Origin of the sequence: Micromonospora sp. NBRC 110009 (assembly GCF_030518795.1) — a bacterium.
In the GTDB taxonomy this organism is placed as follows: Bacteria; Actinomycetota; Actinomycetes; order Mycobacteriales; family Micromonosporaceae; genus Micromonospora.
On sequence record NZ_CP130427.1, the window covers coordinates 778,020 to 791,571 of the forward strand.

Genomic DNA, 13,552 nt, shown 5'->3' on the forward strand with positions numbered 1-13,552 from the left:
GAGCGCCCGCTGGGAGCCTCACTCCCCGGTGTCCGGCTCCTCCGTGGGCGCCTCCTCGTCGAGCAACTCCGCCGGGTCGACCGAGAACTCGAACGGCTGCTTCATGACGAAGGTGGGGCCGGCCGCGGCGGCGGAGAGCGGGCGGTACTCCCCCTCCACGAGCTCGTAGAGGGCCAGCGCGGCGACCCGGTTGCGCAAGTCGACCCTGAGAAAGAAGGGGACGTCGGCAGCGGCGTACTCGCGGGGCCGATCGATCACGTCCTTCCGCCGGTTGCCCGGCGACACGATCTCTCCGAGCAGGACGGCCTGGCTGCGGCAGGCAGAATCACCCCAGCTGTGTTCACTTCGTCGCCTGCCCCGGGGAGCCGCTCGTGATTTTGGACTGGCCCGACTGCCGCAACGCCCGCGACCTGGGTGGCACCCGCACCGCTGACGGCCGCCGCATCCGCCCGGCAGCCCTGCTGCGGTCGGACGGCCACGACCTGCTGACCGCGGCTGCCGTCCAGGCCGTGCGCGGTGGCGTGAGCCGGGTCGTCGACCTGCGCTGGGCGAGGGAGTGCGAGCGGCGACCCAGCCCCTTTGCGGGTACCGACCTCTACCGCCACGCTCCGATGCTCAACGAGGTGCTGGACTACGTGCCACCACCCGACTCGTACGCCCCGATGCTGGACCACAACCGGGCGCGGATCGCTGCGGCCTTTCGGGTCGTGGTCGAGGCGCCACCAGGCGGTGTCGTCGTGCACTGTCACGCGGGCAAGGACCGCACCGGGGTGCTCGTCGCGCTCCTGCTCGCGGTGGCGGGGGTCAGCCCAGACAGCATCGCGGACGACTACGCGGCGACGGACGGCTGCGCGCGCGAGACGATGCTCACCACCCTCGCCCATCTCGACCAGCGGTACGGCGGGGCGGCGAGCTACCTCGACGGGGCGGGCGTCGAGCCGGGCCTGGTGCGGGCGGCGCGGACCCGGCTGGTGGGGTGAGCGGGGACCTCACTGCCCGGCGCGCAGCACGAAGGTCTCCAGGTCCACCCCGCCGTACCAGTCGGTGCGGATGCCGAGGTGGGTCATGCCGAGGCGCCGGGCCACCGCCATGGACGCCTCGTTGCCGGCCATCACCACCGCGTAGACCTGCCGGGTGCCGGTGGCGAACTCGCGGTCCAGCACCGCCCGGGCCGCCTCGGTGGCGTAGCCGTGGCCCTGCGAGTCGGGGTGCAGGTGCCAGCCGACCTCGACGTCGTCGGTGAAGGTCACCCCGTCCCGCCCCGGCAGCGGCTTGAGCAGGACACTGCCCGCCGCTCGTCCGGCGTCCCGCGGCTCGACCGCCCAGATCCCCCAGCGGCCGGCGTACGGCTCGTAGCGGTCCCGCCAGGCGCGTACCCGCTCCACCGCCTCGGCCGGGTCGGTCATCCGCCCCTTGCCCCCGCCCAGCCAGCGCATCACCTCGTCCCGCGAGTAGATGTCGTAGACGCGGGCCAGATCCGCCGGCGTCTCGGTCCAGTCCCGCACCAGCAGGCGGTCCGTCGAGGCGATCGTCATGCCGCCGGATGGTAATGCCCACGGAGGGACTGCCGGGAAGCGGCGGGCGAGGCTAGGGTGCGCGGGTATGAGCGAAGCGAGTGAGCTGCCGGGCCGTGCCGACGTCGTCGTGGTCGGCTCCGGGCACAACGGGTTGGTGTCGGCGATCCTGCTGGCCCGCGCCGGGCTGGACGTGCTGGTGCTGGAGGCCGCCGAGGTGATCGGCGGGGCCACCCGCACCGAGAACCCGTTCCCCAAGGTGCCGGGGCTGCGCCACTCCACCGGCTCGTACCTGCTCGGGCTGATGCCGCCGGAGCTGCTCGCCACCCTCGACGTCAAGATCCCGGTGCTGCGCCGCGACCCGCACTACTTCCTGCCCACCCCGGGCGGGCTCGGCTCGCCGTACCTGCTCTTCGGCAGCGACGCCGCGGCCTCCCGGCGGCAGGTCGCCGAGATGTTCTCCCCCGAGGACGCGGCCGCCGACGACGCCCTCCAGGCCGAGCTGGCCCAGCTCCGGGCGGACCTGGCACCCACCTGGCTGGCCGAGCCGCTGCCGGTGGCGGAGACCGCCGAACGGTACGTCCGCCCCGCCCTGCGGCAGGTCTTCGTCGACCTGGTGCGCGGCTCGGTCGCCGACTACCTGGCCCGCTTCGACTTCCGCTCCGAGCTGCTGGTCAGCATGTACGCGGTCACCGACGGCCTCTCCGGCCTGAACGCCGGCCCGGACGACCCCGGCACCGGGCACAACTTCCTGGTGCACAACATGTGCCGGCTGCCCGGCTCGGGCGGCACCTGGATGATCGCGCAGGGCGGCATGGGCACCGTCTCCCGGACCTTCGCCGACGCCGCCCGCGCCGCCGGGGCCCGTATCCTGACCGGTACGCCGGTCACCGGGATCACCCTGGACGGCGGCGCGGCCAGCGGCGTGGTGCTCGCCGACGGGCGTCAGGTGACCGCCGAGGTGGTGCTCGGGGCCTGCGACCCGTACCGGCTGATGGGGCTGCTGCCCGACGGCGCGCTCCCGGCCGCGCTGGGCGAGCGGATGGCGGCGGTCCGCCGCCCCGGCACCACGCTCAAGCTGAACCTGGCGCTGACCGGGCTGCCCCACTTCTCCTGCCTGCCGGCGGGCGCGCCGAGCCCGTTCGGCTCCACCATCCACCTGCTCCCCGGCTCGGCGTCGCTGGTCGGCGCCGGCGGCGAGTCGCCGATGGCCGCGCTGCGCGGCATGTGGGCGAACGTGCAGGCCGGGCGGCTGCCGGAGGAGCCGACCATCGAGTGGTACCTGCACACCACGGTCGACCCGTCGCTCTCCGACGGCGCCGGGCACCACTCTTCGGCGCTGTTCGTGCAGTCCGTGCCGTACGAGCTGGCCGGCACGACCTGGGACGCGGCGCTGCCGGGCTACGTCTCCCGGTTGATCGACATCTGCGAGCGGTACGCCCCGGGCACCGGTGACCTGATCGCCGACGCGGTGCCGCTGCCCCCGCCCGGGATCGAGGCGCACTTCGGCATCACCGGCGGGCACATCCACCACGTCGACAACACCGTCTCGTTCACCGACCGGATGCCGTACGCCACCGGGGTCGACGGCGTCTACGCGGGCAGCGCCGGCTGCCACCCGGCGGGCAGCGTCATCGGCGCGGCCGGGCACAACGCCGCCCAGCGGATCCTCAGCGACCTCGGCCGCTAACCCCGGCGGTCCGCTTCGGGGCGGGCGGCCTTGGGGAGGTTGCCGGGGCCGCGGATGAGAAAGAGACCGATGGACGCGAGGTAGACCAGCAGGCTGAGGAACGGGTCGACGAAGACGAAGGCGAAGGCGATGAGGTAGACGATCGGGCGGAGCAGCATCCGCAGCATGACCGCCCGGGCCAACCGCGGATCCAGGTCGGGGTTGAGCAGCCCGTGCCGGCGGGCCCACCACCAGCTGAGGTTGAAGAACAGCGTTTCACCGAGCAGGGCGCCGCCGTAGAGGGCGGCAGTGAGCCGCTGCTCGGTCGCGCCAGCGCGCAGGTTGTCCGACAGCAGGTCGGCGGTGAACGGGATCGCGGCGACGAAGAGCAACATGAGCAGGTTGAACACCAGCAGCGCCTGGTCGACCCGGGCCACGTACCGCCACATGTTGTGGTGGGCCAGCCAGATGTTGCCGACGATCGCGAAGGTGATCACGTACGCCACGTAGGACGGCCAGGCCTGGGTCAGGGCGTCGGGAAGGGCCTTCCCGCTCGCCCGGGCCGGGCCGTGCTGGAGCAGCTCGACGGCCATCACCGTCAGCACGACCGCGAAGATCCCGTCGCTGATCGCCTCCACCCGGGAGGCATCCCGGTCCATCTCCCGGTCGCGCCCGTAGCGGTACTCCCGCTCCCCCGCGTCCGCCTCCGTCACCCCCGCCCCGCGCTCGCCGGTGCCCGGTGGTGCGCGCCCAGCGGCGTCGCCACCCTCTCCTGACATCGTCCCGCAAAACCGGCCGCGCGGATGCGGATCGGGGCTGCGGCCGGGGACGCGGCATCCGCGCCCCCGGCCGGTCGTCAGCTCAGCGCCTCGCCGGCCGGGGCCGGGGTGTCGGCGTCGGCGCGGTGGGCGCGGATCTTGTGGCCGACGCTGGTCAGGCAGCGACCGCTGGCCAGGTCGAACCGCCAGCCGTGCAGCTGGCAGGTGAGCTGGTCGCCCTCGACGATGCCGAACCGGCTCAGGTCGGCCTTCAGGTGCGGGCAGCGGCGCTGCACCACCCAGCCGTCCAGCGTGATGTCCTCGGCGTCGACGGCCCGCTCGTGCTCGTCGTACCAGCCCTCGGCGTACTGGAGGCGCTCCTCCGAGAGGCACTTGAAGAACGCGTAGACGAACTCGTTGTACTGGCCGATCCGGGCCGCCGAGAAGCGGCAGGAGAGGAAGAGCGAGTTGACCCAGTCCACCTCGCCGATGTGCAGCAGGTGCTCGACCAGCGCCCGCTCGGTCCGGAACCGGTAGCGGACCTTCTCGTCCGCGTACGGCCGGACCTCCTTGCCCGGGAAGTCCACCACGATGGATTCGACGCTCTCCCCGTCGTAGCCGACCAGGTCGAAGCGGACCGGGCCGCCGACCCCCTTGGCCAGGTAGATCGACTCGTCCAGCAGCGGCTCGATCCGGCGCTTCAGCTCGCCGAGCAGGTCGACCTCGGGGTGCCGCCAGGACGCCTTCTCGGCCTCGATGATCGGGCGCTTGCGCTCGCGCATCTCCTCCAGGTGGGCCACCTTGTCGGCGAAGAACTCCTCGACCGGCACCGGGTGGGTGGTGGTCGTGCCCTCGGTGGTGACCTCCGCGACGCTTCCCGGCAGCAGGACGATGCCGTTGGTGCCGCCGACCTTGGCGTACTCCGCCAGGAAGACCGACTGGTCGGGGAAGATGTTGCCCTCGTCGCCGAAGATGTCGTTGAACTGCCACAGCGCGTCGTCGAGGAAGCAGGGCGGACCGGCGATCGGGAAGACGCTGTCGGCCTTCAGGTCGTCGATGTAGCGCCAGGTGCGGTCGAACTGCCGCTCCCGCTTCTGCTTGCCGAACGCGGTCTTCGCCGCCTGCGGCAGCTCGTAGACCATCGGGTACCAGATCGCGCCGGAGAACTGCAGCATGTGCGCGTGCACGTGACCCAGCTCGGCGAAGACGCTCAGGTCGGTCGGGCGGGCGTCGTTCTGGTTGAGCAGCCGGACCCCGTCGTACTCCACCCAGAGCGAGGAGTCACCGATCGGACCGTCGGTCGGGCTGGTCAGCGCCTGGATCATGATCTTCAGACCGCCGGGCAGCTCTACGACCTGCTCGTTCGGTGCCTTGAGGAACTTGGTGAAGCCCAGCGCCCGGAACTCGTCCTCCATCTCCGAGGTCGGGAACTCGGGGAGCAGGACGGTGGCATCCTTGGACACGAAGTCCCGCAGGTGCTTCGCGTCGAAGTGGTCCCGGTGCAGGTGCGACACGTACAGGTAGTCGACCTGGCCCAGGGTCTCCCAGTCGAGCAGGGAGTTGTCCGGGAAGGGGAACCAGGAGGCGAAGTAGGCGGGATTGACCCACGGGTCGCACAGGATGCTGCCCGCGGCCGTGTCGATCCGCATGCTGGCATGTCCCGTACCGGTCACTCGCACCGCAGTCCCCCTCGAAAAGGCAATCAGGCGTACGTCACGACGCTACCGGAGGCAGTGTGATCGCCGTTCCGCGACGCCGGTAGTGGCCTTTTGCCCCGGCGGGGACGGGACCAACGCCCCGAGCGTTCAGCCGTGGACCCGTCCGGTCCAGCTCCGCCGCTCCGGGGCGCCGGCGCACCAGGCGTCCAGCAGCCCGGCGATCCGGTCGGCCGGCGCGGCGACGTGCATCCGCTGCCCGCCGGCGACCTGGTGGTCGGTGTTCTGCCGGACGCTGCCCTCGCTGCAGCAGGAGCAGATCATCCGGACGCCGCTGGCCGGCTCCGCCCCGTACCCGTGCTGGTCGAAGAGCGCCGCCAGGGCCTGGATGTCCTCCGGCGCGGCGGCGACCACCTCCACGGTGGCGGTCGGCAGGTCCGACGCCCGGAACAGCAGCAGCTCGTCGAAGACCGGAAAGGTCTGCCCGTTGACCGTCCGCTCGCCGTTCGGGGCGCCGTCGTGCACCACGACCTCACCGAACCGCCGGCCGGACTCGGGCGTCGGCACGTTCAGCACCCGCGCCCGGGCGGGGCAGAGCCGACGCGCCCAGACCACCTCGCCGCACTCCAGTCGCACCGGGGTGGCCCCGAAGTCCGCCTCGATCTCGCCGTCGCCGTCGGGGACGCTCAGGCCGAAGCCCTGCCAGGCGTCCCGGGCCGTCGCCCAGTCCTCCATGATCGTGGCCGCTATGCCCAGGTTCCAGAATGCCGGGTCCTGGGTGCCGCGTTCCGCCCTGGCGGCCGCCTCTCGGCCCAGTTCGTACGCCTTTGCCCAGTTTCCCAGGAACTTGTGGGCCAGCGCCGCGTCGTACCACCAGACCGGGGCCCGCCGGTGGTCCGCGTGCCGCCGCACCAGCCGTTCCAGCCGCTCCCCGGCGACCGCCCAGTCCTCCGCGTCCCACGCCTCGTACGCCGCCTTGAGCAGCTCACGATCGTCCGCGCGGGTCATGCGTCCCCCATCAGGTCGGACCCTGCGCCGGGGCCGGCAAGGGGCGTGCCAGACTAACCGGAGATCCGATCGCGAGGGAAGGACCGACAGTGGCAGGAAGCGAGCCGGTAACCGCGCCAGATCAGCACAAGCCCGGGCACCGCAAGTCCGGACGGATCGGGGCGGTGCTGTCGGCGGCGGTGTTGGTGGTCATGGCGCTCTGCGGCAACCACGAGGGCAAGGTCGAGGACATCTGGCTGATCGGGCTCGCCGCGGTGCTGCTGGCCATCGTGATCGGCGACGCGGTGCTGCGCCGCAACGGCCTGCGCTCCTGACCCCGGTCACGCTCGACGGCGTACGCGAAAGGGCCCGCCCCCGTCGGGGGCGGGCCCTCGTCGTCTCTCGGCTCAGCGGCCCAGCAGGATGTCCTGGACGTCCTTGAGCGCGGCGTCGACCTCGGCCTCGAAGTAGCCGCCGGGCACCAGCCCGAAGCGCAGCGTGTCCAGGTCCTTCGGGTTCACCGGCATCGGGTTGCGGCCCTGCATGCCACCGAGCAGGGTCTCGAAGAACCTGTCGACCTGGTCCGGGTCGTACCCGCTGCCGAAGCGGCGCACCTGGAAGCTGCGGCGGATCTGGTCCACCCGGTAGAGGTCGCTGCCGGGCGGGCCGGCCATGGGCGGGCCCACCATCGGCGGGCCACCGGCCGGCGGACCGGCCATCGGCGGCGGGCCGGACATCCCCGGACCCGGGCCGTAGCCCTGCTCCGGGCCGCCCCCGAAGCCCTGCTGAGGCAGCGGCGGCGGGCCGGCCGGACCGCGACCGCGCGGGTCACGCGGGTCCCGCTCGGGCATCCGGATCTCGGCGGTCATGTCGGTACGGCCACGCCGGCCGGCCTCGAACCCGTCGAACCGCTCGTCCTGGCCGTAGCCGCCCGGCCCCGGGGGAAGGCCGCGCGACGGCGGGCCGCCGTGCCCCATCTGGCCGCCCGGGCCCATCGGGCCGGGGCCACCCGGGCCGCGGGGCGCGTCGTAGCCGCCACGGGGGCCGTCGTACCCGCCGGCGAAGGCGCCGGTCGGCTCGTCGTAGCGGTTGCCGTAGCGGTCGGCGGGCGGACCGGCCTGCGCCGGCATCTGCCGGGGCGGCATCGGGGGCTGCGGCACGGGCGAGAGGCCGCGGTCGTCCCGCATCGGCGGGCCGAGCCGGTCCGCCATCCGCGGGTCGCCACCGCGCCCGCCGGCCATGCCGCCGCGCTCCTCCAGCTCGGCGAGCTGCCGCTCGACCCGGTCGAGGTGCAGGTCGACCTGCCACTCGTCGTAGCCGTTGAACCGGACCCGGAAGACGACGTCGTGGACCTCCTGGGAGGCCACGGGCGCGCCGACCGGCTGGCCGGCGAGCGTCGCCTCCACCCGGTCGAGGAAGGCGTCCACCTCGTCGACCTTGTATCCCCGGCGGAGCGCCTTACGCCGGAAACGCTGACCCTGACTCGCCACTATGTCTCCTGGTCTCGTACCGCTACGCCGTTGCGGTGCGGAGGTCGGTGTCCCTGTCCTCGGCGGCGGCGAGCTGCCCACACGCGCCGTCGATCTCGCGCCCCCGGGTGTCCCGCACCGTGGTCGACACCCCGGCGTCGCGCAACCGCCGGACGAACTCCCGCTCGACCGGCTTCGGGCTGGCGTCCCAGCGGCTGCCCGGAGTCGGGTTGAGCGGGATGAGGTTCACGTGGGCCAGCTTGCCGGCCAGCAGCCGCCCGAGCAGATCGGCTCTCCACGGCTGGTCGTTCACGTCCTTGATCATCGCGTACTCGATCGACACGCGACGCCCCGTCGTGGCCGCGTAGTCCCACGCCGCATCCAGCACCTCGGACACCTTCCAGCGCTGGTTGACCGGGACGAGTTCATCGCGCAGCTCATCATCGGGGGCGTGCAGCGACAACGCAAGGGTCACTGAGAGGTCTTCGCTGGCCAGTCGGCGGATGGCCGGAACCAGGCCGACCGTGGAAACGGTGATGTGCCGCTGGGACAGGCCGAGCCCCTCGGGGGCCGGCGCGACCAGGCGGCGGATCGCCGCCACCACCCGGGAGTAGTTCGCCAGCGGCTCGCCCATGCCCATGAGGACGACGTGGGAAAGCCGCGGCGGCGAGCCGGCGACCGCGCCCGACGCGGCCACGCCGGCGAGGTAGACCGCCTGGTCGACGATCTCGGCAGTGGAGAGGTTGCGGGTCAGCCCGGCCTGGCCGGTGGCGCAGAACGGGCAGGCCATGCCGCAGCCGGCCTGGCTGGAGATGCAGACGGTGACCCGATCCGGGTAGCCCATCAGCACGCTCTCCACCAGCGAGCCGTCGTGCAGCCGCCAGAGCGCCTTGCGGGTGGCGCCGTCGTCGCACGCCAGCTCGCGGACCGGGGTGAGCAGGGTGGGCAGCAGCGTCCCGGCCAGCCGCTCCCGGGTGGCCGCCGGCAGGTCGGTCATCTGCGCGGGATCGCGGACCAGACGGCCGAAGTAGTGGTTCGAGACCTGCTTGGCGCGGAACGCCGGCTCCCCCAGCTCGGTGACGAGCGCCTGCCGGCCCGGCAGGTCCAGGTCGGCGAGGTGACGGGGCGGCATCGCGGGTCGGCGGCCGCGGGCGTCTGGGTCAACGGAAATCAGGGGGAGGCTCGTCATGGCGCGTCCAGTCTGACACGCCCGCCGCCGGACGCACCTGTCCGTAGGTGCCGAATCGGCCCCGACCGCCCGGCGGACGCGCGCCCACCCACGTGATTCATCCCTCAGCCCACCACCGGTACGAAGACCGCCAGCAGCAGGTACGCCGTCGGCACCGCGAACAGGATCGAGTCGAGCCGGTCCATCAGCCCGCCGTGGCCGGGGAGCAGGTTGCTCATGTCCTTGACCCCGAGGTCCCGCTTGATCATCGACTCGGCGAGGTCGCCGAGAACCGCCGCGCAGGAGATCGCCACCCCGAACAGCGCGCCCCACCAGGGGGCGACGTCGAAGAGCAGCCAGAGCAGCAGGGCGCTGCCCGCCGCGGCCGCGGTCACCGACCCGGCGAAGCCCTCCCAGGACTTCTTCGGGCTGATCGTGGGGGCCATCGGGTGCTTGCCGAAGGCGACGCCGGCCGCGTAGCCGCCGGTGTCGGAGAGCACCACGGCGACCAGGGTGACCAGCACCCGCAGGTGCCCGTCGCCGGGCGCGGCGGCCAGCATCGCCGCGAAGCCGCCGAGGAACGGCACGTACACCGCGATCAGGGTGGCCGCGGTGAGGTCCCGCTGGTAGTTGCCGGGGCCGTCGCCCAGCCGCCAGATCATCGTGCCGAGCACGGTGACCAGCAGGCCGAGGGTCAGCGCGTCCGGGCCGGCGAACCAGGCCAGCCCCACCATGACCACACCACCGGCGATCAGCGGCACCAGCGGCGGGTGCGCCCCGCTGCGACGCACCGCGCGGGCCATCTCCCAGACGCCGATCGCCACCGCGGCGGCGACCACCCCCAGGAACGCCGGCAGGTAGAAGAAGAGCGGCACCAGGATCGCCGCGCCGAGGGCCACCCCGACGCCGATCGCGGCCGGCAGGTTGCGGCCCGCGCGCCCGGTCGCCGGCGCCGCGGTGGGCGGACGGTCGGCGCTGGCCCGCCGCCGGCCCGGCGCGCGGCGGCCGGTGGGAGGCACGGGGTCCGGCTCGTCCCGGATCGCCGCGAGCTGGGCGGTCGGTTCGTCCCGTACCGGGGCGATCTGGGCGGTCTGGTATTCATCGTCCGGCGCGCCGGGACGCCCGCCCCGCGCCGCGTTGTCGTAACCGCGGTCGCGCGGGTCGCCGTAGCCGGGAGCACGCTGGTCCCGGCCCGGGTCGCGCGGGCCCCGGTCGGTGTCCCGGTGGACCGGGCCGGTGTCGCCTCGGCCGGGCTCGTCCCGGTAGCCCCACTGATCGCGGTGGTCCCAGTGGCCACTGTCGTCCCGGTAGCCGCCCTGATCACGGTAGCCGCCGTCGTCGCGCCAGCCGGGATCGTCGCGACGGCCCCGCTGGTCACGGCCACGGCCCGGGCCGTCGTCGTACGGCCGGGGTCGGGCGTACCCGTTGCCGTCCGTCCCGGGTCGGGCGGACGGGTCGGCGGCGGGGTGGGGCCGGCCGTGCGGCCCGGCGTACGCCTCGTGGCCGCCCGGCGTACGCCAGGGTCCCGGTTCGCGGTCGCTCTCCGGCCAGGGCAGCGAGGTGGGGCGCTCCGGGCGGTCCCAGCCGCGCGGCTCGGCGGTGCCGTAGGGGTCGGGGTGGGACATCACGCACCGAGACGCGGTACGAGTGCCACCACATGACGCAAGACCAAGACCATCCCCTACAGGCGCGACTGCTCCGGTTGACCGACCCGTCGGCCGGCCGATTCCCGCCGTTCACCCGGGGGTGGTCGGGAATCGTGCCGAGCCTACTGCACCCGGGAAGCCGGCACGGCGGACGATGGGTCCACCAGCACGACGACGGCACCGGGCCGCCACCCCCTCGGGAGGCGGCGGCACACCGGTGCCGTGGCGGGTACGACGGTTGCTCAGACCTCGAGCAGCTCGTTCTCCTTGTGCTTGACCAGATCGTCGACGGTGGCGACGAAACGCTGGGTGAGGTCGTCCAGCTCCTTCTCGGCGCGGCGCCCCTCGTCCTCGCCGACCTCGCCGTCCTTGACCAGGCGGTCCAGCTCTTCCTTGCCCTTGCGGCGGATGTTGCGGACGGCGACCTTGGCCTCCTCGCCCTTGTGCCGGGCGACCTTGATCATCTCGCGGCGCCGCTCCTCGGTCATCTGCGGGAGCAGGATGCGCAGCTGGTTGCCCTCGTTGTTCGGGTTCACGCCGAGGTCCGAGTCGCGAATCGCCTTCTCCATGGCGCCCAGCTGCGAGTTGTCATACGGCTTGATGATCACCATGCGCGGCTCGGGAACCGCGATGGACGCCATCTGGGGCAGCGGGGTCGGGCTGCCATAGTAGTCGATGACGATCCGGGAGAACATCGCGGCGTTGGCGCGGCCGGTGCGGATCCCGCCGAACTCCTCCTTGGCGTGCTCGATGGCACGCTCCATCTTCTCCTCTGCCTCGAGGAGGGTGTCGTCGATCACCGGTCTCCTCGCCTCCTTCTGTCGCTCGTCTTGGGCTGTGCTGCTGCTGTGGTGTCGGAGGACCGCTGCCCGTTCGGCGCTGCCGTTCAGGCGGTGATCAGCGTGCCGATCTTCTCACCGCCGACGGCACGGACGATCGTGTCGTCGCCCTGGGCGCCGAAGACCAGCATCGGCAGGCCGTTCTCCATGCAGAGGCTGAAGGCCGCGGCGTCCGCCACCCGCAGGTTGCGGCGCAGCACCTCGGAGAAGGTGATCGAGTCGAGCTTGCTCGCCGTCGGGTCGATCCGGGGGTCCGCGGTGTAGACCGCGTCCACGCCGTTCTTGCTCATCAGCACCACGTCGGCGTGGATCTCCAGCGCCCGCTGCGCGGCGACGGTGTCCGTGGAGAAGTACGGCATGCCGGCGCCGGCGCCGAAGATGACCACCCGGCCCTTCTCCAGGTGCCGGATCGCCCGGAGCGGGATGTACGGCTCGGCGACCTGGGCCATCGTGATGGCGCTCTGCACCCGGGTCTCGATGCCCTCCTTCTCCAGGAAGTCCTGGAGGGCCAGGCAGTTCATCACCGTGCCGAGCATGCCCATGTAGTCGGCCCGGGCCCGGTCCATGCCGCGCTTCTGGAGCTCGGCGCCGCGGAAGAAGTTGCCGCCGCCCACGACCACGGAGACCTGCACGCCACGGCGGACCACGGTGGCGATCTGCCGGGCGATGCCCTGCACGACGTCCGGGTCGACGCCGATCGCGCCGCCGCCGAAGACCTCGCCGGAGAGCTTCAGCACCACCCGGCGGGCCCGGCCGGGCGGTGGGGCGGTCGGATCATCCGCCGCCAGGCTCCGGTCACTCACAACCTGCGTCATCCGCCGCGCCCCTTCCGTCGCGCACGTCGCGTGCGCCGCGTACCGCGTAACTGCCGTTGCCGACCCTATGTGACGAGGAGGCCGCGGTGCCTGTCACGTACACCAGCGGCCTCCTCATCGAGGTATTTCCCTGCCGCCGGGCGCGTCATGCGCCCGGTGCGGCGGCTCAGGCCTGGCCGACCTCGAACCGCAGGAAGCGGTTGACCTCGATGCCGGCCTCGGCCAGCACCTGCTTCACCGTCTTCTTGTTGTCGGCGACCGAGGACTGCTCCAGCAGGACGAAGTCCTTGAAGAAGGCGTTGACCCGGCCCTCGACGATCTTCGGCAGCGCGGCCTCGGGCTTGTTCTCCTCGCGGGCGGTCTGCTCGGCGATGCGCCGCTCGGACTCGACCACGTCACCCGGGACCTCGTCGCGGGTCAGGTACTTCGGCCGCATGGCGGCGATCTGCATGGCCACGCCGCGGGCGTCCGCGTCGCCGGCCTCGTCGGCCTTGCCGGCGTACTCGACGAGCACGCCGACCGCCGGCGGCAGGTCCTGGCTCTTGCGGTGCAGGTAGACGGCGGTGCTGCCGGCCAGCTTGGCGAAGCGGTTGAGCACCAGCTTCTCGCCGATCTTGGCGGACTGCTCCTGGATCAGGTCGGCGACCGGCTTGCCGTCGATGCTGCTGGCGAGCAGCTCCTCGGCGTTGGTCACGCCGCTGCTCTCGCCGTGCTCGACCAGCTGCTGGGCCAGCGCGATGAAGGCGTCGTTCTTGGCGACGAAGTCGGTCTCGCAGTTGAGCTCGAGCAGCGACTTGCCGGAGTGTGCGATGAGGCCGTTGGCGGCGGTGCGGCCGGCCCGCTTGCCGACGTCCTTGGCGCCCTTGACGCGCAGGATCTCGATGGCCTTGTCGAAGTCGCCCTCGGCCTCCGTCAGCGCCTTCTTGGAGTCCATCATGCCGGCGCCGGTGAGGTCGCGGAGCTTCTTGACGTCCGCGGCGGTGAAGTTGGACATGACTCTCTCTTCGGTGTTTGAGACTGCGGTGGGATGGT

14 protein-coding genes are annotated in these 13,552 nt (G+C 72.6%); 3 read left to right on the forward strand and 11 right to left on the reverse strand.

From position 1 onward, the window contains the following. Positions 1-18 precede the first annotated feature (18 nt). Positions 19-285, reverse strand: a complete 267-nt coding sequence (locus Q2K19_RS03575; protein ID WP_302767659.1) for a PDDEXK family nuclease — start codon at positions 283-285, stop codon at positions 19-21. Positions 286-371: 86 nt separating this feature from the next. Here Q2K19_RS03575 and Q2K19_RS03580 point away from each other — a divergent pair, with 86 nt between their 5' ends. After that, complete coding sequence (locus Q2K19_RS03580; RefSeq protein WP_302767662.1) at positions 372-980, forward strand: tyrosine-protein phosphatase; 609 nt, start codon at positions 372-374, stop codon at positions 978-980. A gap of 9 nt (positions 981-989) precedes the next feature. On the opposite strand, the gene Q2K19_RS03585 is transcribed toward Q2K19_RS03580, so the two are convergent. Continuing rightward, positions 990-1,535, reverse strand: coding sequence for a GNAT family N-acetyltransferase (locus Q2K19_RS03585; RefSeq protein ID WP_302767664.1), 546 nt, complete (start codon positions 1,533-1,535; stop codon positions 990-992). A 67-nt stretch (positions 1,536-1,602) separates the two neighbouring features. Here Q2K19_RS03585 and Q2K19_RS03590 point away from each other — a divergent pair, with 67 nt between their 5' ends. Beyond that, positions 1,603-3,204 (forward strand): phytoene desaturase family protein, encoded by a 1,602-nt coding sequence (locus Q2K19_RS03590; protein WP_302767666.1) that lies wholly within the window; start codon positions 1,603-1,605, stop codon positions 3,202-3,204. Here Q2K19_RS03590 and Q2K19_RS03595 read toward each other — a convergent pair. From Q2K19_RS03595 to Q2K19_RS03605, 3 genes are all read right to left on the reverse strand, one after another. Then, positions 3,201-3,842, reverse strand: a complete 642-nt coding sequence (locus tag Q2K19_RS03595; RefSeq protein WP_302772252.1) for a TMEM175 family protein — start codon at positions 3,840-3,842, stop codon at positions 3,201-3,203. The genes Q2K19_RS03590 and Q2K19_RS03595 overlap by 4 nt on opposite strands. Positions 3,843-4,039: 197 nt before the next feature. After that, a complete protein-coding gene (locus tag Q2K19_RS03600; protein WP_302767667.1) occupies positions 4,040-5,620 on the reverse strand; it encodes a Rieske 2Fe-2S domain-containing protein in 1,581 nt (526 codons plus the stop codon). A 126-nt stretch (positions 5,621-5,746) separates the two neighbouring features. Continuing rightward, a complete protein-coding gene (locus Q2K19_RS03605) occupies positions 5,747-6,604 on the reverse strand; it encodes a tetratricopeptide repeat protein (protein WP_302767669.1) in 858 nt (285 codons plus the stop codon). An 89-nt stretch (positions 6,605-6,693) separates the two neighbouring features. Between Q2K19_RS03605 and Q2K19_RS03610 the strand changes: the two genes are divergently transcribed. After that, entirely contained in the window at positions 6,694-6,918 is a 225-nt protein-coding gene (locus Q2K19_RS03610) for a DUF2631 domain-containing protein (protein WP_302767671.1), read from the forward strand. Between the two features lie 72 nt (positions 6,919-6,990). On the opposite strand, the gene Q2K19_RS03615 is transcribed toward Q2K19_RS03610, so the two are convergent. From Q2K19_RS03615 to tsf, 6 genes are all read right to left on the reverse strand, one after another. Beyond that, complete coding sequence (locus tag Q2K19_RS03615; protein ID WP_302767673.1) at positions 6,991-8,073, reverse strand: DivIVA domain-containing protein; 1,083 nt, start codon at positions 8,071-8,073, stop codon at positions 6,991-6,993. Between the two features lie 22 nt (positions 8,074-8,095). Then, positions 8,096-9,241 carry a 23S rRNA (adenine(2503)-C(2))-methyltransferase RlmN gene (rlmN, locus tag Q2K19_RS03620; RefSeq protein WP_302767675.1) on the reverse strand — a complete coding sequence of 382 codons (1,146 nt, stop codon included), beginning with the start codon at positions 9,239-9,241 and terminating at the stop codon, positions 8,096-8,098. A 104-nt stretch (positions 9,242-9,345) separates the two neighbouring features. Further along, positions 9,346-10,845, reverse strand: a complete 1,500-nt coding sequence (locus Q2K19_RS03625) for a phosphatidate cytidylyltransferase (protein ID WP_302767677.1) — start codon at positions 10,843-10,845, stop codon at positions 9,346-9,348. Positions 10,846-11,108: 263 nt separating this feature from the next. After that, entirely contained in the window at positions 11,109-11,666 is a 558-nt protein-coding gene (frr, locus tag Q2K19_RS03630; RefSeq protein ID WP_302767679.1) for a ribosome recycling factor, read from the reverse strand. A gap of 86 nt (positions 11,667-11,752) precedes the next feature. Then, positions 11,753-12,520, reverse strand: coding sequence for a UMP kinase (pyrH, locus tag Q2K19_RS03635; RefSeq protein ID WP_302767681.1), 768 nt, complete (start codon positions 12,518-12,520; stop codon positions 11,753-11,755). A 166-nt stretch (positions 12,521-12,686) separates the two neighbouring features. Beyond that, positions 12,687-13,514, reverse strand: coding sequence for a translation elongation factor Ts (tsf, locus tag Q2K19_RS03640; RefSeq protein ID WP_302767684.1), 828 nt, complete (start codon positions 13,512-13,514; stop codon positions 12,687-12,689). Positions 13,515-13,552 lie beyond the last annotated feature (38 nt).

What these genes read in the sequence shown, in the direction of transcription:
- Q2K19_RS03585 (WP_302767664.1), bottom strand. Translation starts at nt 1,535, where the DNA reads ATGACGATCGCCTCGACGGACCGCCTGCTGGTGCGGGACTGGACCGAG.
- Q2K19_RS03590 (WP_302767666.1), top strand. Translation starts at nt 1,603, where the DNA reads ATGAGCGAAGCGAGTGAGCTGCCGGGCCGTGCCGACGTCGTCGTGGTC.
- Q2K19_RS03595 (WP_302772252.1), bottom strand. Translation starts at nt 3,842, where the DNA reads ATGGACCGGGATGCCTCCCGGGTGGAGGCGATCAGCGACGGGATCTTC.
- Q2K19_RS03605 (WP_302767669.1), bottom strand. Translation starts at nt 6,604, where the DNA reads ATGACCCGCGCGGACGATCGTGAGCTGCTCAAGGCGGCGTACGAGGCG.
- rlmN (WP_302767675.1), bottom strand. Translation starts at nt 9,241, where the DNA reads ATGACGAGCCTCCCCCTGATTTCCGTTGACCCAGACGCCCGCGGCCGC.
- Q2K19_RS03625 (WP_302767677.1), bottom strand. Translation starts at nt 10,845, where the DNA reads ATGTCCCACCCCGACCCCTACGGCACCGCCGAGCCGCGCGGCTGGGAC.
- pyrH (WP_302767681.1), bottom strand. Translation starts at nt 12,520, where the DNA reads ATGACGCAGGTTGTGAGTGACCGGAGCCTGGCGGCGGATGATCCGACC.
- tsf (WP_302767684.1), bottom strand. Translation starts at nt 13,514, where the DNA reads ATGTCCAACTTCACCGCCGCGGACGTCAAGAAGCTCCGCGACCTCACC.